We start from the raw sequence: 19,007 nt of genomic DNA on the forward strand, positions 1-19,007 counted from the left end.
TTAGTTCATTTGTGCGATAACCAATGAACTAATGCACTAACTTTTCGTAGGCAATAAAACCTTTATCTCTGAACCAATTCCTTCTTGCGATTTAATGGCAATACTACCTCGGTGCAAACGGATGATATTTAGTGAAAGTGGTAAGCCAACACCATAACCTTTAAAATCATTGGTGTTAGATGCACGATAAAAGGGCTCAAATATATGCTGTATATCTGTTTGCGGTATTCCAATTCCTTTATCCGTTACCGCAATCGAAAGCATATTGGCATTGCTTTCGATACTAATGTTTACCAAATTCTCATTTGAGTATTTACAGGCATTATTTACAATATTACTGATGGCAAGTTTCATTAAGTTTTTGTTTGCCCTCAGTGTTAGTAATTCTTCATCATCAGGAAGTTTGGTAAAGTCGATTTCTATTTTACTGTTAGGGTGTACCTGGTTAACTGATTCTTTAATTTCCCATAACAGTTCGTCCATCCGTACCTCTTCCCAGGGTTGGTTTTTTCCATTAAAGCCAGATTGTGCCAGGCCCAGTAAACTGGTTAAGATATGTTCTAATCTTTCTGCCTCATCTTTAATTTTCGCTAAAGCTTTTTCCTGTTTTGCTGTATCCTCGATGCTTTTCATCGCCAGTTCAACCTCAGCACTAATAATGGTTAATGGTGTTCTCAATTCGTGGGAAGCATTACTGATGAAGTTATTCTGTGTTTCGAAAGCTGTTTCTAAGCGGTTAAGCATGTTATTAAAGGTTTGGGCCAATTGCGACATCTCATCGTTACCTTTTTTTACATCCAACCTTAAATGTAAATTTTCTGCTTTTATTTTTTTTACGCTTTTAATTATATTTCTTAATGGCATTAACATGTAATTGGAGAATTTCCAGCCAACAACAAAAGATAAAATAACTGAAAGGAAAAAACCGATTATCAAGATTCTTTGAAGATCTTTTAACTCCCGAAAACCAAATGGATCATTTGCAGAAACAATTACGATATATCCATTATCGTTATACTTAAAGTATTTTCCGGCGTAGAAATGGTTTTCTACTCTGTAACGGGCCATATAGCCTGCCTTAATCCGGTCATAAAAAGTAGACGGTAATTCGCGGTCAACCTTACCCGGTGTTTTGCCAGCTTCGATAATATATTCCTTCTCAGAAGGCAACCGCTCCAGGTATTGATTTCGCATTTTTGCGTAAACCTTATTGTTACCGTCTTCGTAGAGTTTAATCTGGGCAGCAATATTAACCCTGGCCTCTAGGCGTTTATAAAAATCTTCAAAGGCGAAGTCGTTAGAAAAATACCAAACAAAACCACTTAATAAGGAGATAATAATTGCCGATAAAATTGCAAAAAGTAAAGTGATTTTCTTTGCTATCTCCATTTATTTTTCCTTTAATATATAACCTAAACCTACTGCGGTATGGATGAGCTTTTGATCGGCATTTTTATCTATTTTTTTGCGGAGATAATTAACATAAACATCAACCACGTTGGTGCCAAGGTTAAAATCGATATCCCAAACATTTTCTAAAATATCTATCCGGGATAAAATTTTAGATTTGTTTTTGGCCATGTATTCGATTAGCCGATATTCTGTTGCCGTAAGTATAATTTCCTGTTGATTTCGTTTTACCGTTTTTGCGCTTAAATTAATCTGAAGGTCTGCCACGGAAATAATCTGATCTTGCGAAGCCACTCCACGGTATCGCCTCAATAGCATTCTGATCCTTGCAAAAAGCTCAGCAAATTTGAATGGCTTTATTAAATAATCATCAGCACCATTATCCAGTCCGTTTACCACATTTTCGGTAGTACCCAAAGCCGTAAGCATAATAATGGGGGTATTTGGTTTTTGTTCTTTAATGATTTTGCAAAGCTCCAATCCGTTTATTCCAGGTAGCATGATATCGAGAATAATCAGGTCGAATTGATTTTCTAAAGCCATCTGTTTTCCGATTAAACCATCTGGAGAAATACTCACGGTAAATCCCTCGTCGGTTAAACCCCTCGAAATTACAGATACAACGCTCGGTTCATCTTCTACAAGTAATAAATTCATTTGCTGGCAAGTAATCTAAAAAATAGGGAATTACAAAATATTAATTGATTGTTAGCTGGTTTTAATGCTTTTTTAACGCAAAACCGACACAATTGTTTGGGCTTATTAAAATTGAAGCATAAAAAAACCTCTCCTTTGAGAGGTCTTTATGCCATCGTCAACTTTAAAAGGTTCTGAGCGCAGCGAAGAATGACAATGGTACTCCGTGCTTCAGTATCTTTTGGCAAATCTTTCGACAATGCTCAAACTGACACCGTATTCTAGATCCCTTTTTCTGATTTTTCTTTCAAGAATTTTAGTCCGTCTTCAAAGTCTTTACCGATCATTTTATCCATGCTTACAAATACACACATCCATTTACTGATCAGGTTATTTTCTCCACTCATTGTCCAGGTTACCTTATTGCTACTTCCTTCTGGTTGGATATCGAATTTGGTATCTGCCAAACTTTCAAAAGGTTCGATAAATTTTAATTCAATATCTACCTGTTTGTTCGGTGTTACACTTTTTATTTTCATATAACCACTTCCTGTCTCCTTACCTTTCCATTCGTATATATGACCTGGCTCACCTGCTACGCCACCATAAGTACTTTTTGCTGAAGGTTCCATTTTTGCCCAAGGATTCCATTTGTAGAATTCTTTAAAGTCTACAACGTTTTTGTAAATGGTGCTGTCTGAAGCATTGATTACAGTAGACCTGCTTACGGTATAACTTTTTGGCAAGAAGAAGCCGCCTACAACAATGATTATTGCCAATACGACAATAATGCCAAGTAAGATTTTGAGGAATTTCATGTTTGATTTTAGTTTGGTTAATTAAATTTATAAAGAAAGCAGTTTAAATCAAAGTAAAAAAACTTAAACAATTTTAATCTTCGATTGCGGCAAATTTATTTTAAAGTGCATCAAATCTGCAATAGATTGTGCTTTTTGTTTAATCAAATCTGCATTAGGTCCCACAAAGAAATCGTCTACAGTTTGGAAAAATAGTTTTTTCCAAGTTTCGAAGGCTTCAGTTTGCAGGGCTATCTGTTCGTTCAAGGCAAAATGGCTAAGCATAGGATTTCCTTTATAAATTGCTTTTCCGAAAAGAATACTTTCCCAGAAATCGTACATTTTTGGAAGGTGATGCGACCAGTCTACTTTGGCAACATCGGTAAATATTGGACCTATCTGTTTGTTAAGCACAACATTTTTGTAAAATGAATCCACTAAAAGCATAATATCTTCTCTATTATGAATATCTTTTTTCATGGTACAGCGATTTTAAACTTAAAAAACCCAGTGCAATTAATGACAGGAATTTTATAGTGTCGATAATGATGTATAAAATATGGTGATAACTTTTGATTGGAGCATTGCCTGCCAAAACCTGTTTTGCCCTTTCATCGAGTACTGGCAGTAACCAAAAAGTGTCTACCATTAAAAGGATTGTAACTGAGAAAAGTAAAATACTGCGGCTGTTTTTTAAAGGTGCTGGCAAGGAGCAGGCTAAAATGATGATAACCAATACAATCTCTATTTTATTGAGTGCCTGAAAAACTAGTTGCCCAATGCCTAAGCCAAGTGGGATGGTAATTCCTGGAGCCTGGAATTTTAATGGAGCTTCTAAAAAACTAATTCCACCAATTAAACCCGCCCAGAAAATAACACAAAAGATTGTGATTAACTTTTTCATCAGGTTCAAATATCATTTAAAATACCTTAATAAAAATGATCAAAGTCATAAAACTAAATTACGACTATCTATAAAGCCTAAGGACCATTTTCTTGTAATCAATAACGGCTTTATACTGCATTAAAATATCTCCACCAATAATACTCATAATAGGTGGGTGGCCAAATTGTTGGTAAGTGTCACTCACCGATTGTAGATCGAAAGCCACGGTTTCGTAGTTCTTGATTTTTAACGATCCGATTTTTAGTTCAGGAATAGTTGCTTGGATGGTTGTGGTGGTGGTAAAAAGGGTGGCTGCATTAATTTCGTCAGATACCTGTAAGGTTTCTGAGAGGTGTTGCTCAATCAACGATTTATCGAACACACTTCGCGAGGCACCAGTATCTAAAACAGCAAAATGTTTTTCCTTAAAAACAACAACTTCTACCAAAAGGTGGAAACCGTCATCCTGTAAGTTTATCAGTTTTAGTGGAATTGAAATTGATTTCATTGTGTTTATTGATGTTGTACTGAGGAAGAAAGCAGCTTGTAGTTGTCAATTACTGAATAGTCCTATTAAAATTGCCAACAGGTGGTTAAAAATAGACGGATGTAAAAGAACGGTCGTCATTCTCGCGCAGGCGGGAATCTTAAAGCCAATTGCATTAAGATTCCCAATCGAATTGGGAATGACGAACCGAGGAAACCTATCTTGGTAATTAAATGCTTTCGTTAAAAATTAATCTTCAGAATGGTATTAAACCAATTTCATTTCTGCCAGTACACTATTCATATTTCTTACCGCATCGGCGCTTTTGTTAAATGCGGCCTGTTCATCTTCAGTTAATTTAAAATCGATGATTTTTTCCCAGCCATTTCGGCCAATAATTACGGGTACACCTAAACATATATCTTCTTGTCCGTATTCACCTTCGAGCGAAACACAGCAGGTAAACAGTTTTTTCTCATCACGCAAAATGGCTTCAACCAATGCCGCGCCTGCGGCACCTGGTGCATACCAGGCCGAAGTACCGATTAAGCCTGTTAAAGTAGCGCCACCAACCATAGTATCGGCTGCAACTTTATCTAGCGTAGCTTTATCCAATAAATTAGTAACCGGTAAACTTTGGTATGTAGCTAAACGGGTTAAAGGAATCATGGTGGTATCGCCATGGCCGCCAATTACAAAGCCCTGCAAATCGTTAGGATTGCAATTTAAAGCTTGCGATAAATAAAATTTGAAACGGGAGCTATCTAACGTTCCGCCCATGCCGATAATACGGTTTTTAGGCAGGCCTAACGATTTTAAGGCTAAATAAGTCATCGTATCCATTGGGTTACTGATCACGATGAAGATAGCTTCTGGAGAATATTTTAAAATATTTTCGGCAACACCTTTAACAATACCAGCATTAATACCGATTAGTTCTTCGCGGGTCATCCCCGGTTTGCGGGGCAAGCCTGAAGTAATTACTACTACGTCAGAACCAGCCGTTTTGCTGTAATCGCCCGTAACCCCGGTAATTTTGGTGTCGAAACCTAAAAGGGTTGCGGTTTGCATCATGTCAATCGCTTTACCTTCGGCAAAACCTTCTTTAATATCTAATAATACAAGTTCGTTCGCTAATTCTTTGCGGGCAATATTATCTGCACAAGTGGCACCAACTGCGCCTGCGCCAACAACCGTTACTTTCATATATTTTATTTTAATGGTTTGCGTATCGTTAAATCCTAATCGAAGGTAGAAATAAATATAAGGTTTAAAAATCCTTTTCAAAACTTTATAATTTAATCCGCATTTATTTAGCAAGTACTAAACAATGATTTTTTGCTCTAACAAATTATGGAAAACAAAGCCATTTCTAATATCGGTATTTATTATGGCCGCGAACCTAAAATGGAAGCAGATTTATTGGTACATATTATCGAAAGCTGCAGCGTAGCGAAGAATCTTTTTGTTGCTTTAAGCCTCGCAGTTTTTCAAAGTTGCGAGGTTTAGCCCCCAGATCATGCTACTACTCGTGGTAACTAAACCCGATTACAATGGTAGCTGCCGGCTGGGCCTTGGTATTACAAAATGGAAAGCGGGACTGAAGGCCTGATGAAAGACCAAACTACTTATTTCCGAAAATAATAAACTTTATAATGATTTCGGGATTAATGCTTTAAAAAAGCCTATCAGTTTTAAAACCCGATAGGTTTGACAGCCATATTTTGTTGATAAAATCCTGACAACTTCAACCTTCAAATTCCTTATTTTTGAAGAACCGTTATTATTCTAAAACGGTTAATTCTTTACCGCACAATATGTACTTAATTTTTGATACTGAAACCACTGGTTTGCCACGTAATTATAATGCACCTATTACCGATACGGATAATTGGCCGCGTTGTATACAAATTGCCTGGCAATTGCATGATGAGATGGGGAGATTGGTCGAACATCAGGATTATTTAGTTAAACCAGAGGGTTTTAATATTCCATATGATGCAGAAAGAATCCACGGTATCTCTACCGAACTCGCTACCGAACAAGGTGTCAGTTTCGACGAAATGCTGGCCAAATTTAACGAGGTTTTAAATAAGGCAAAGTTTATCGTAGGGCAAAATGTTGGTTTCGATGTGAACATCATGGGCTGTGAGTTTCACCGTTTTGGGGTGGCCAATCGTTTAGCAGAAATGCCTGTTTTGGATACCTGTACCGAAGTTACCGCCCAGCTTTTACAATTGCCTGGAGGTAGGGGTGGAAGATTTAAACTGCCAACCTTAACCGAGTTACACGCTTATTTGTTTGGTGTTCCTTTTAACGAAGCCCACAACGCAACTGCCGATGTGGAAGCAACTACACGTTGTTTCTTAGAGTTGGTAAAAAGAGAGGTTTTCAAAAAAGAAGAATTACAGGTTGATGTAGAATATTTTCCTCGTTTTAGAGAAGTAAATCCAGCAACGATTGAAGGTGTTGGTTTAAAACACATTAATTTAAAAGCTGCTTCTGATGAAATCCGCAAGCGCCAGCAAAAAACGGAAAGCGGCGGAATTTCTAAACAAACACTTGCAGATAATAAACAAGAGCTTGCAGCAGCCACTTTTGTGCATTTGCATAACCATACCCAATTTTCCGTATTGCAGAGTACCATCAGTATCCCCGATCTGGTAAAAGCTGCGGCGGCGCAAAAAATGCCAGCGGTAGCCATGACCGATCATGCAAACATGATGGGAGCTTTTCACTTTGTAAATCATGTTTTAAACCATAATAAAGCTGCTGAAGCAAAAAATGCTGCAGCAATTGAATCGGGCGAGCGCCCAACCGAGGTGGTAATGACACCTATTGTTGGAGTTGAGTTTTTTGTTTGTGGCAATCACTTAGACCGGACAGCAAAAGATAATGGTTACCAGATGGTACTGTTGGCGAAAAACAAAAAAGGCTATCATAACCTGGCTAAAATGTCGTCTATTGCCTATACTAAAGGTTTTTATTACGTTCCACGTATCGATAGGCAGGTAATTGAACAGTACAAAGAAGATATTATTGTCCTTTCCGGAAACCTTGCGGGAGAGATTTCGAATAAAATATTAAATCTCGGTGAAAATCAGGCAGAAGAAGCTTTACTTTGGTGGAAAGCTCAATTTGGTGATGATTTTTATGTAGAGATAATGCGCCATAACCAGGAAGATGAAGACCGTGTAAACGAAACTTTAATTGCCCTGGCCAATAAACATTCAGTTAAACTGGTGGCCACCAATAATACTTATTACATTAATAAAAAGGATGCCAACGCGCACGATATTTTACTTTGTGTAAAAGACGGTGAAAAACAAGCCACACCGATCGGTCGCGGTCGCGGTTACCGTTATGGATTGCCAAACCAGGAATACTATTTCAAATCGGGCGATGAAATGAAGGCGCTTTTTGCTGATCTGCCTGAGGCAATTTTGAATATTCAGGAAATTCTGGATAAAATTGAAATCTACAAACTTGCCCGCGAGGTACTCTTGCCAAAATTCGATATTCCTGAAGAATTTTTGGTTGCTGAAGATGAAGCCGATGGTGGAAAACGTGGTGAAAACAAGTTTTTAAGGCATTTAACCTACGAAGGTGCTAAGCGCCGATACGGAACATTAACGGATGATGTTATCGAACGTTTGGATTTTGAGCTGGCAACGATCGAAAAAACCGGTTATCCGGGTTATTTCCTGATCGTACAAGATTTTATCGCCGAAGCGAGAAACCTTGATGTATCAGTTGGTCCAGGCAGGGGGTCGGCGGCAGGTTCTGCTGTTGCTTATTGCCTCGGGATTACCAACATCGATCCGATTAAATACGATCTCCTTTTCGAGCGTTTCTTAAATCCGGATCGTGTATCTATGCCCGATATCGATATCGATTTTGATGATGAGGGTCGTGGCAGGGTAATGGACTATGTAATTAATAAATATGGCGCCAACCAGGTAGCACAGATTATTACTTATGGCACCATGGCTGCCAAATCGTCTATCCGCGATACGGCACGTGTGTTAGACCTTCCATTGTTTGAGGCCGATAAAATTGCCAAGCTGATTCCGAATATGAAGCTGGCTAAAATTTTTAACCTTGACGAAAAAAGCTTAAAAGATGCTTTGCGGCCAGATGAATATGAAAAAGTTTTAGAACTTAAAAATCTAGGCAGTCAGAAAGATTTAAGTGCAGAAACCATTCAGCAGGCACAGATTTTAGAGGGATCGTTGCGTAATACGGGTATTCACGCCTGTGGGGTTATTATTACACCGAGTGATATTACCAATTTTGTTCCCGTATCAGTAGCCAAAGATTCTGATTTATATGTTACCCAGTTTGATAACTCCGTTGTAGAAAGCGCGGGTTTATTAAAGATGGACTTTTTGGGTTTAAAAACCCTTACCCTAATAAAGGATACCGTAAAACTGGTTAAAAAACGGTTTGGTATTGATCTCGATCCGGATAATTTCCCTATTGATGATACCTTGACTTATGAACTTTTCCAACGTGGTGAAACCATCGGGATTTTTCAGTACGAGAGTCCGGGTATGCAGAAATATATGAAGGAGCTAAAACCAACGGTTTTTGACGATTTAATTGCGATGAACGCATTATATCGCCCAGGGCCAATGGAGTACATCCCAAGTTTCGTTCGCCGTAAAAATGGCGAAGAAGAAATTAAGTACGATTTAGATGCCTGCGAAGAGTATTTGAAAGAAACTTACGGAATTACCGTTTACCAGGAGCAGGTAATGCTTTTATCGCAGAAACTAGCCGGATTTACCAAAGGTGAGGCCGACGTGCTGCGTAAGGCAATGGGTAAGAAGCAGAAAGACGTTCTAGATAAAATGAAGCCAAAATTTGTGAAACAAGCGGCCGAAAAAGGTCACGATGCTGCAACTTTGGAAAAAATATGGAAAGATTGGGAAGCATTTGCATCCTATGCCTTCAATAAATCGCACTCTACCTGTTATGCATGGATTGCCTATCAAACCGCATACTTAAAAGCACATTATCCTGCTGAATATATGGCTGCGGTACTATCCAATAACATGAGTGATATTAAACAGGTAGCTTTCTTCATGGAAGAGTGCCGGCAGATGAGTGTTACCGTATTAGGTCCCGATGTTAACGAATCCGATCTTAAATTTTCGGTAAATGCCAAAGGTGAAGTTCGTTTCGGTATGTCGGCAGTAAAAGGTGTTGGTGAAAAGGCAGTAGAAAGTATTATTGAAGAAAGATCGGCAAATGGCCCTTATATTAATGTGTACGATTTCGCCAAGCGATCCAACACACGCATTGTAAATAAAAAAGCTTACGAAAGTTTTGTGTATAGTGGTGCTTTCGATGCATTTGGAGGTCATAGGGCACAGTATTTTTATATCGGCCCGAACGATAAAATGAACGGCATCGAAAAGATTATTAAATATGCCAACGATTTTCAAAACAACGAAAGTACCTCACAGGCTTCTTTGTTTGGCGGCTCTAAAGCTGACCTCATTTTAGAACCAAGTTTGCCAGTTTCGCCAGAATGGGCATTAATGGATAGGTTAAAATACGAAAAAGATGCTATTGGGATTTTCCTATCTGGCCACCCCTTAGATAATTATAAACTGGAGCTCGATAAATTCTGTACACATGGTGTTAAACAGCTGAGTATCATTAATAAGGTGCGTATGGGCGATAGTAACGAAGATATATTAGCCGAATTCGAAAAACTAAAAAACCGGGAACTTTGTGTAGGCGGACTCGTAGTTACGGCATCGCAAAGGATTACCAAAACAGGTAAGCCATTTGGTACTTTTGTTTTCGAAGATTATGAAGATGCAAGTGAAATGGCCTTGTTTGGTGAAGATTTTCTAAAATTTAAATCGTTTTTAACCGAAGGATATTTCTTACAGATTAGAGGCAGGGTTGGTGAGCGTTTCGGTAAAGCTGGCGATTGGGAATTTAAAATCACCGCCATTAATTTAATGTCTGAACTGAGGGATAAATTAGCGAAAAGTTTAACTATCCAAGTGCCAATTGAACGGGTTAACGATCAACTCATGCGGGAGATTGAAGCTATATTAGCAGACAATAAGGCAAACTCTGAACAGCAGAACTGCCAACTTAACTTCGCTGTTTTTGATCGGGAAAAAGAGATTATGTTGGATATGCCATCCAAAAATCTTAAAATAAATCCAAGTAATAAGTTTTTGGAACAATTACTAGGGCTTAATGTTGTTAATTACAAGTTAAACTAGTGTTTGGCGTTCCTGATGCATCATGCTGAATTTATTTCAGCATCTTAATCGTGATAGATCCTGAAACAGGATCAGGTTGATGTGGGTATAAAAGAGTTTACGTAATGTCAAATTGACATTACAGATGGGTTGGCATTACAATTGAATACATATATTTGAACATAAAAAAAATAATTATGGCATTAGAAATCACAGATGCAAACTTCGAGGAGCTTGTATTAAAATCAGATAAACCCGTATTAGTAGATTTTTGGGCAGAATGGTGTGGCCCTTGTCGCATGGTTGGTCCGGTAGTAGAAGAAATCGCAAAAGAATATGATGGCAAAGCGGTAGTTGGAAAAGTAAACGTTGATAACAACCCTCAAATTTCAATGCAGTTTGGTATCCGTAACATCCCTGCTTTATTATACTTTAAAGGCGGTGAGGTTGTTGACAAACAAGTTGGTGCTGTTCCAAAATCAGTATTGGCAGAAAAATTAAACAAGCAATTGGCTTAGTTTAAGCTTAAAACAAAAATAACAAAGCCCAAGGGCTTGTAACATATTTAAAACCCAAGTTCATTTGATGGATTTGGGTTTTTTATTGCAAACATAATTTTGTTTCTTTAATAAAAAACTCACAATCATGTCTATTAACTTATTTAACAATAAAACTTTAGGTATTTTATTGGCAGGTATAACACTAAACTGTGCAAATATTGCATGTGTATCGGCGCAGAACCCTGTTGAAACCAATGAACCATCAGCGGATTATAAGCCAGCATTTGCAGGTCAGACCCGAATTGCAGGTGTAAAGACGAAAACCCCTCTGGATATCAAGATTATTAATGAAAAGTTAGAAAATCCGTGGGCCATTTCAGTTCTTCCGAATGGTGGCTTCTTAATTACTCAAAAGCAGGGTACCATGGTAATCCTTACGCAAGATGGTAAATTAAGCAAAAAAATAACCGGTTTGCCAAAGGTAGATCCATCTGGCCAGGGCGGTTTATTAGATGTAACCTTAGACCCGAACTTTGCAAAAAATAGGATGATTTATTGGGCTTATTCAGAACCACAGGATAAAGGTGTTTTATTGGCTATTGCCAAAGGTAAATTGGCGGCAAACGAAACCTCAATCGAAAACCAGACCATTATTTACCGTGCTACACCAGCTTATACCGGTAAACTGCAGTACGGATCGAGAATTGTTTTCGATAAAAATGGAAATTTATTTGTAAGTACTGGCGAGCGTTCAGGTAACGATATCAGGATACAGGCACAATATTTAAACTCTTCGTTAGGGAAAATTTTGCACCTTACTCCTGAGGGAAAAGCAGTTGCAAATGGTCCATTTGCAGGTAAAGCCGACGCCCGACCTGAAATTTATGCTTATGGACTCCGTAATCCGGATGGTTTAGCCATTAATCCCTCAACCGGAGATTTATGGGAAGCCGAATTTGGACCGAAAGGTGGCGATGAGGTAAACATCATTAAACCAGGCAAAAATTATGGCTGGCCGATTATTACCTATGGAACAGAATATAGTGGAAAAAAAGTTGGCGATGGCATTACACAGAAAGAAGGCATGGAACAACCGGTTTATTACTGGAACCCGAGCATCTCGCCCGGTTGTATTGCTTTTTATAACAGTAACAGCATAGCCGAGTGGAAAGGTAATTTATTTGTAGGTGGTTTAAGTGGTTCGCATATTATCCGATTGGTGATAAAAGATGACAAAATTGTTGGCGAAGAGCGTTTGCTGGAAGGTAAAGGCGAACGTTTCCGCGATATGGTGGAAGGTAAAGATGGTGCACTTTATTCGGTAACCGATAACGGACATTTATATAGAATAGCAAAGAAATAATTAGGTTTTTTAAAATATTAATCCCGAATTCTTTATTGGAGTTCGGGATTTTTTTTGAAATGAAGGCTCTGTTTTTCATGGTATTTTCAGTCCAGCTGTCCGTTTTACCCTGATGAAAGATCAGGATGCTCACTACCATTAGGTTTATTTACTATGGATAGCAGCATAGTTGGTGCCACCTGAACCCGACCGTGGCGGGATGCCGAGTTAATCACTTATTTTTATTATTGGATGATGTACTTGCTTGTTTCACAGGTTTCATCAGCATAAGCAGGGTCGGGAGTGTTGTAGCTCATCAAGTAAGAAACCAGATACTATTTAAAAACCGCATTTGTGTTGGCGCTGTTTTTAAACGTAACCCCGATGTAACTATGGCATTCTAATTGCTATGAATTTATTATTCCCTATTATTTTATTGTGATTTAATAATTAGTTGTCAAAACATTAATAACATAATGATGGAATATTCTTTAAAAGAAAAAAGGAATGCAGGTATCTTATTTACATTTTATGATCCTTTTAAATCATTTCAGGGCTTTAATTCATGCTCATATCCCAGCTCCTCAATAACTTTAATTATTGATACTATTCATAGAAATTATATTGTGGAAAAAAAATCCACTAAAGGTGGAGCAGATATAGATTATTATTTTCTTGATTCGGGAATATTTTGTAGTAGAAGAAAGAGTATAAAATTTAATAAAAAAACAAAGTCTCTACTATTAATTGTTGAGAATGGGCTACCTATATATTTAAGGCCAACTTGGGATGATACGACAAATAAAAGGATTTTAACTTTGGATAGAAGGTTACAAAATCCTGCGAGAGAATTTATTAATACAGTTGAAGAAGAACTTGGGATACAATTGAGGATTGTACAAGCGTTAAGAACTATTGATGAGCAAAACGCACTTTACAATCAGGGAAGAACAACTCCAGGTAACATTGTAACTAAAGCAAAGGGAGGCTCAAGCTATCATAATTATGCATTAGCAATGGATGTGGTAATTGTTAAAGAAGGTCAGGCTGTTTGGAGCATTTTGCCTAGGGAAGTGGTTAAAATTGGAGAACAACTCGGATTTGAATGGGGAGGGAATTGGAAAGGTTTTAAAGACTATCCGCACTTCCAGATGACTTTTGGGAAAAGCATTAAAGATTTAAAAAATGAAAAATAGCATGAAGAGATTTCTAATATTGTTAATTGCGGTTATTTGTAGCAGCTATAATACTTTTGCAGTTGATAAAAATCCAATGAGAAATGCGGTAGATAGTACGGCATTAATCAAGAAAATCCAGTCAGATTTTGCATTAATCAATAAACAACTGAAATTTTTTAAAAAGAAAACCAAAGATGCTTTCGGAATGTCTGCAGAAGGTGGTGAAGTGACTGGCTATTATAAAAAAGGCGTACTTAAAAAGATACATTGTATCTTTTATGGCGAAACCGGAAAGGCTGAAACAGATTATTACTTTAACAACAAAAAATTATTTTTTCTATACAAGAAAGAATTTTTTTATGATAAACCTATGTATCTGAAAGATTTTAAGATAAAAAAAACAATAGAAACACGTTATTATTTGGCTGAAGATAAAGTGATTAAAGCTATAGCAAAGCCTAATGTCACCTTAGCATTATCTCACACTGAAATAAAAGAAGCACTTAAACAGGTTATGGATATTTTAAACGAAAAATAGGTTTCGAATTTTGCTAATGAGTTCGGTTTTGTGGATCGAATAGGGGCCATTTTTATTATATTTCCAAATTTGATGGGTTTTAAACTATGGGTTTTGCATTGGGGATTGTAAGGGTTCAGTACCGATTTTTCATCTGTACCGGAGCGAGGTGCAGCCCTGCAAAGCCACACCCTTGCGTAGCTTTGAGAACACCCAAATCAGTTTGCAGGTTGTTATTTATAGTTTGCAGTTCACTATTTAATTAAGTTTAAAAAGCTGATGGGTTTTTACAGGTTTTTTAATAAATCTTTTATTAGCTTTACCATATGCAGGCTGTAAACTACGAGAACGAAACAAGCTATGGTAATTTAGAATTGCTCGCCCAACAAGTGGTAGAAGGTTTTATTACGGGGCTGCATAAAAGCCCTTTTCATGGCTTTTCGGTCGAATTTGCTGAGCACCGACAGTATAATAATGGTGATAATGTTAAAAATATCGACTGGAAATTATACGCCAAAACGGATAAACTTTATAGTAAACGTTTTGAAGAAGAAACAAATTTGCGTTGTCAGTTTGTGATTGATGTTTCCTCATCAATGTATTTTCCAGAACCTAAAAACAACAAACTGATTTTCTCCATACAGGCTACTGCTTCATTAATGTACCTGCTGAAGAAACAGCGCGATGCCTTCGGTTTAAGCTTATTTACAGATGAAATACTGTTAAATTCGCCAGCAAAGTCGACTACTGTACACCAAAAATATTTGTTTACACAATTAGAAGACCTGTTGCACAAGCCTAAGGTAAATGCACAGACTAATTTGAGCGAAGCTTTACATCAGGTTGCCGAATTAATTCATAAACGCTCTTTGGTTATTATTTTCAGTGATTTATTTAATACGCAGACTAGTGCCAATAAAACAGACGAATTTTTTGATGCCCTGCAGCATTTAAAATTCAACAAACATGAAGTGGTGGTTTTTAATGTAGTAGATAAATCAAAAGAAGTGGAGTTTAATTTTGAGAACCGTCCATACCAGTTTATTGATATGGAAACTGGAGAAACGATTAAAGTGCACACTAATCAGGTAAAGGAAAATTATACAGCGGCAATTTCCTCTTATCGTCAGCAAATTGCGCTAAAATGTGCCCAATATAAAATCGACTTAATTGATGCCGATATGATGGAGGGCTTTTACCCAATCCTTCAGTCTTACCTAATCAAACGGCAAAAATTAGGTTGAAATTTTGTTACAAACAACAGCACGCCAATGCTGTTTAATAAAAGGTTTAAATTTAAACTCCACAATATGTTAGAAAAAGGCGCTATAGCACCAGATTTCGAATTGAATGCTACTCCCGATCAGAAAATAAAACTTAAAGATTTTAAAGGTAAAAATGTAATCCTGGCTTTTTATCCTGCCGATTGGAGCCCGGTATGTAGCGACCAAATGGCACTTTATAACGAAATGCTAAAATATTTTAACAAGTATGATGCACAGATTTTCGGTGTTTCCGTTGATAGTGTTTGGTGTCACCTCGCTTTCGAAGAAAATAGAAAACTGCATTTTCCCTTGTTGGCAGATTTTGAACCAAAAGGTGCAGTGTCAAAAGCTTATGGTGTGTACGATGAAGAACTTGGCGAAAGCAAAAGGGCACTTTTTGTTATTGATAGAGAAGGAAAAATTGCCTGGAGTTATTTGTCGCCAATAGCCGTTAATCCTGGTGCCGACGGAATTTTAGAGGCATTAGAGGAATTAGATAAGAAATAAGTTATGAGCACTTTAAAACCAGAAATAAATAGTCGAGATCATATTCAAGGTGATGATTCGGTGAGTGTAACCATTGTGGAGTTTGGCGATTATCAATGCCCCTATTGTGGCAATGCCTATCCGATTATGAAGGAAATTGAAGAAACATTTGGCCATCAGATCAGATTTATCTTCCGCCATTTTCCTTTGGCAAATGCTCATGAGTTTGCTTTTCCAGCAGCTATTGCTGCAGAAGCCGCAGGTTTACAAGATAAGTTTTGGGAAATGCACGATGCACTCTTCGAAAATCAATACCGTTTAAATGGTGAGCTGTTCGACGAATTGGCTGAAACGATTGGTTTAGACCTGGAGCAGTTTCAGCAAGATTGCACTTCGGAAGAAATCAAAAGCAAAATAGAAAATGATTTTGATAGCGGTGTACGGAGTGGTGTAAATGGAACGCCTTCATTTTATGTAAACGGAACCAAGTTTGACGGAGGTGCAACCGATTTGTACCAGATGCTTAAAGAAAGTGCCGAATAAGTTAAAATATGCAAGGCGGCGTCAACCTATAAGCTTAGTAATTTATAGGATAAGCCTCTTTAGTCGAGCGAAAAGTTAACTTTTATGCTGTATTTGAAGCGAAGGCTTTTGATTACATGAACCTCACAATCATCCTTAACTAAGCGCTGGGAAATGACGAATGATTGATTAGGCTTAAGGTTAATCTTCTGATTTATATTATATGCTTTATTGCAGCCCTTAGCCACATAACCATCCAAACAAAAAGAAATGTCAGTTATTACTTGTTTGGTTGTGTTTTTAATCGTGATTTTGGCAAATGTACCTAAATTGCTATTGTGTATATATTTGACTTCTTTCACGTAAACAGTGTTTAGCCTGTTGGTGGTATCATTTAACATCGATTTTGATGATTCAGATTTTTGAAAAGCCGTGATTTTACCCTGCCCCACCTGTTTGCTTATTTCCTGAAAAGGCATTTTTAAAGCTCCACAACAGATAATCATTAATATTCCTAATTCTTTAGTAAGCATAGTTTGAGTTGTTGTGGTTCAATAACCGTAAGTTATTGCTTTTTTTTAAATAAACCTATTGCATCATTTATACCCTCATGGTACAGAATTTTAAATAAAAAACCTCATGTATTTTGCAATACATGAGGTATCAGATAAGGGTAACCGGAAAACTAAAAAACTAATTATGAGTTTTTAGAATTTAACAAAATTGAAATCGCTTCGTGTTTTGTTATATCAAAGGTGCACTTCAATTATGAAGTTTTAGTGAAGAAACTTCATCCATTCCATATTGCGATACTTCTGTTACAACCGCTCTGACGAAAGTCTTCAGTAAGTCAGATTGGCTTATTTTCTAGCTGTTATTCAAAACAATATAAGTACTTCATCTATTTATAAGGTAACAATGAACAATCCCTGATTAAAAAATACTTTCATGAGTAAAAATGTGGCAGAACAACTGGTTGAAATGCTGGTTGAAGTTGGTGTAAAAAGAGTTTACGCCGTTACTGGAGACAGTTTAAATTATTTTAACGATGCGGTAAGACGAAATGGCAAAATCAAGTGGATCCACGTTCGCAATGAAGAAGCTGGAGCTTTTGCAGCAGCAGCAGAAGCTGAGCTTGATGGAATAGCCTGTTGTGCCGGGAGTTGTGGCCCGGGCCATGTGCATTTGATTAATGGACTTTATGATGCGCATCGCTCGCATGTTCCCGTAATTGCCATTGCATCAACCATTCCAACCAACGAATTTGGTATGGATTTTTTTCAGGAAACCAATACCATTAAGTTATTCGATGATTGCAGTTATTACAATCAAGTAGCCACCACCGCGGCACAAGTCCCAAGAATGTTTCAAACCGCCCTTCAACATGCCATTCATAAAAAAGGAGTTGCAGTTTTTGGCCTGCCGGGTGATGTGGCTGAGCTGGAAGCCGTTGAAAGTGTAACTTCCATGCAACTGTTTAATAATAAGCCGGTCATCCGCCCTTCCGACCTGGAACTAAATGATTTATCTGCTTTGCTGAATAGCGAAAAGAAAATAATGCTTTATTGTGGAATAGGAGCAGCCGAAGCGCATGATGAAGTAGTTGCACTTGCGGCTAAATTAAAAGCACCTGTTGGGTTTTCGTTCCGTGGTAAAATGGGTATCCAATATGATAATCCTTACGAAGTTGGCATGACAGGTCTTTTAGGCCAGCCATCGGGTTACCATGCCATGCACGAAGCTGATGTAGTACTGTTGTTGGGAACGGATTTTCCATATGTAAACTTCATGCCCGAAAAGAACAAGATTGTGCAGATTGACGAAAAACCTGAACGGTTAGGTAGAAGAGCAAAACTAACAATGGGTTTATGCGGAAATATAACTGATTCGATTAAGGCATTATTACCGCTTTTAGAAGAGAAGAAAGATGAAAATTTTCTGAAAAGCCAACTCGAATTCTATCAAAAGGTTAAAGAAAGACAACAGGTTTACGTAAACGATCAGGGCGAAGAAAATAAAATCCAGCCTGAATTTGTTGCCGAAACCCTTAACCGCTTAGCTGCAAACGATGCCATTTTTACGGTAGATACTGGCATGTGCTGCGTTTGGGGAGCACGTTTTATTGATGGAACGGGCAAACGTAAAATGCTCGGTTCTTTTAATCATGGCTCGATGGCAAACGCTATGCCAATGGCCATAGGGGCTGCCTTGGCACATCCCGAAAAACAGGTAATTGCCCTTTGTGGCGATGGTGGTTTATCAATGCTCTTAGGCGATCTGGCCACCATTAAACAATATAATCTGCCAGTAAAGCTAATCGTTTTTAACAACAGGGCTTTGGGCATGGTTAAGTTGGAAATGGAAGTTGATGGCTTGCCAGATAATGAAACAGATATGATTAACCCTGATTTTGCATTGGTTGCACAGGCCATGGGCTTTAAGGGAATAACCGTAGCCAAGCCTGAAGAAGTGGAAACAGCAATCAGTTATGCACTAAATGAAGATGGGCCTGTTTTGCTAAATGTGATGACGAATCCGAATGCTTTGGCGATGCCACCAAAAATAGAATGGGCGCAAATAAAAGGCATGACAGAATCGATGGCAAAATTAATGCTGGGTGGAAAAATGAGCGAGGTTATGGATACCATAAAATCGAATTACAAACATTTGGGAGAAGTGCTGTAGCTTAGAAAAGCTTCGTCATTCCCAACTTGATTGGCGCGGGAATGATGAGCTATTTTAAAAATTATC

The 19,007-nt window shown here is 37.7% G+C and carries 18 protein-coding genes; 10 read left to right on the forward strand and 8 right to left on the reverse strand.

Annotation, left to right across the window (positions count from 1 at the left end; translation table 11 throughout):
- Positions 1-36 precede the first annotated feature (36 nt).
- The 7 genes from FHT21_RS03070 to mdh form a co-directional block, all read right to left on the reverse strand.
- Positions 37-1,389, reverse strand: a complete 1,353-nt coding sequence (locus FHT21_RS03070; RefSeq protein ID WP_167293300.1) for a HAMP domain-containing sensor histidine kinase — start codon at positions 1,387-1,389, stop codon at positions 37-39.
- On the reverse strand, positions 1,390-2,067 hold the full coding sequence (locus FHT21_RS03075; protein ID WP_167293301.1) for a response regulator transcription factor: 678 nt from the start codon (positions 2,065-2,067) through the stop codon (positions 1,390-1,392).
- A 260-nt stretch (positions 2,068-2,327) separates the two neighbouring features.
- Positions 2,328-2,864 carry an SRPBCC family protein gene (locus tag FHT21_RS03080; protein WP_167293302.1) on the reverse strand — a complete coding sequence of 179 codons (537 nt, stop codon included), beginning with the start codon at positions 2,862-2,864 and terminating at the stop codon, positions 2,328-2,330.
- A gap of 63 nt (positions 2,865-2,927) precedes the next feature.
- Positions 2,928-3,323, reverse strand: coding sequence for a group III truncated hemoglobin (locus FHT21_RS03085; protein ID WP_167293303.1), 396 nt, complete (start codon positions 3,321-3,323; stop codon positions 2,928-2,930).
- On the reverse strand, positions 3,304-3,747 hold the full coding sequence (locus FHT21_RS03090; protein ID WP_167293304.1) for a hypothetical protein: 444 nt from the start codon (positions 3,745-3,747) through the stop codon (positions 3,304-3,306). Before FHT21_RS03090 ends, FHT21_RS03085 begins: the two co-directional genes overlap by 20 nt.
- A 64-nt stretch (positions 3,748-3,811) precedes the next feature.
- Positions 3,812-4,237: an aspartyl protease family protein gene (locus tag FHT21_RS03095; RefSeq protein ID WP_167293305.1), complete on the reverse strand. Its 426-nt coding sequence runs from the start codon at positions 4,235-4,237 to the stop codon at positions 3,812-3,814.
- A 246-nt stretch (positions 4,238-4,483) separates the two neighbouring features.
- Positions 4,484-5,422 carry a malate dehydrogenase gene (gene mdh, locus FHT21_RS03100; RefSeq protein ID WP_167293306.1) on the reverse strand — a complete coding sequence of 313 codons (939 nt, stop codon included), beginning with the start codon at positions 5,420-5,422 and terminating at the stop codon, positions 4,484-4,486.
- 147 nt (positions 5,423-5,569) lie between these two features.
- Between mdh and FHT21_RS03105 the strand changes: the two genes are divergently transcribed.
- From FHT21_RS03105 to FHT21_RS03145, 9 genes are all read left to right on the forward strand, one after another.
- Positions 5,570-5,725 (forward strand): hypothetical protein, encoded by a 156-nt coding sequence (locus FHT21_RS03105; protein WP_167293307.1) that lies wholly within the window; start codon positions 5,570-5,572, stop codon positions 5,723-5,725.
- A 308-nt stretch (positions 5,726-6,033) separates the two neighbouring features.
- Complete coding sequence (dnaE, locus tag FHT21_RS03110; protein WP_167293308.1) at positions 6,034-10,467, forward strand: DNA polymerase III subunit alpha; 4,434 nt, start codon at positions 6,034-6,036, stop codon at positions 10,465-10,467.
- Positions 10,468-10,643: 176 nt separating this feature from the next.
- Positions 10,644-10,964 carry a thioredoxin gene (gene trxA / locus FHT21_RS03115; RefSeq protein WP_039482143.1) on the forward strand — a complete coding sequence of 107 codons (321 nt, stop codon included), beginning with the start codon at positions 10,644-10,646 and terminating at the stop codon, positions 10,962-10,964.
- A 127-nt stretch (positions 10,965-11,091) separates the two neighbouring features.
- A complete protein-coding gene (locus FHT21_RS03120; protein ID WP_167293309.1) occupies positions 11,092-12,309 on the forward strand; it encodes a PQQ-dependent sugar dehydrogenase in 1,218 nt (405 codons plus the stop codon).
- A gap of 455 nt (positions 12,310-12,764) precedes the next feature.
- Positions 12,765-13,484, forward strand: coding sequence for a M15 family metallopeptidase (locus tag FHT21_RS03125; RefSeq protein WP_167293310.1), 720 nt, complete (start codon positions 12,765-12,767; stop codon positions 13,482-13,484).
- On the forward strand, positions 13,474-14,004 hold the full coding sequence (locus FHT21_RS03130; protein ID WP_167293311.1) for a hypothetical protein: 531 nt from the start codon (positions 13,474-13,476) through the stop codon (positions 14,002-14,004). Before FHT21_RS03125 ends, FHT21_RS03130 begins: the two co-directional genes overlap by 11 nt.
- 305 nt (positions 14,005-14,309) lie before the next feature.
- On the forward strand, positions 14,310-15,227 hold the full coding sequence (locus tag FHT21_RS03135; protein WP_167293312.1) for a DUF58 domain-containing protein: 918 nt from the start codon (positions 14,310-14,312) through the stop codon (positions 15,225-15,227).
- Between the two features lie 66 nt (positions 15,228-15,293).
- Positions 15,294-15,755 carry a redoxin domain-containing protein gene (locus tag FHT21_RS03140; protein ID WP_167293313.1) on the forward strand — a complete coding sequence of 154 codons (462 nt, stop codon included), beginning with the start codon at positions 15,294-15,296 and terminating at the stop codon, positions 15,753-15,755.
- A 3-nt stretch (positions 15,756-15,758) separates the two neighbouring features.
- A complete protein-coding gene (locus FHT21_RS03145) occupies positions 15,759-16,277 on the forward strand; it encodes a thioredoxin domain-containing protein (protein WP_167293314.1) in 519 nt (172 codons plus the stop codon).
- A gap of 59 nt (positions 16,278-16,336) precedes the next feature.
- Here the strand turns inward: FHT21_RS03145 and FHT21_RS03150 are convergent, their stop codons facing one another.
- A complete protein-coding gene (locus FHT21_RS03150) occupies positions 16,337-16,789 on the reverse strand; it encodes a hypothetical protein (RefSeq protein ID WP_167293315.1) in 453 nt (150 codons plus the stop codon).
- Positions 16,790-17,204: 415 nt separating this feature from the next.
- On the opposite strand from FHT21_RS03150, the gene FHT21_RS03155 reads away from it, so the two are divergent.
- Entirely contained in the window at positions 17,205-18,941 is a 1,737-nt protein-coding gene (locus tag FHT21_RS03155) for a thiamine pyrophosphate-dependent enzyme (RefSeq protein ID WP_167293316.1), read from the forward strand.
- Positions 18,942-19,007 lie beyond the last annotated feature (66 nt).

The organism is Pedobacter sp. SG908, from assembly GCF_011759615.1.
GTDB lineage: Bacteria > Bacteroidota > Bacteroidia > Sphingobacteriales > Sphingobacteriaceae > Pedobacter > Pedobacter riviphilus.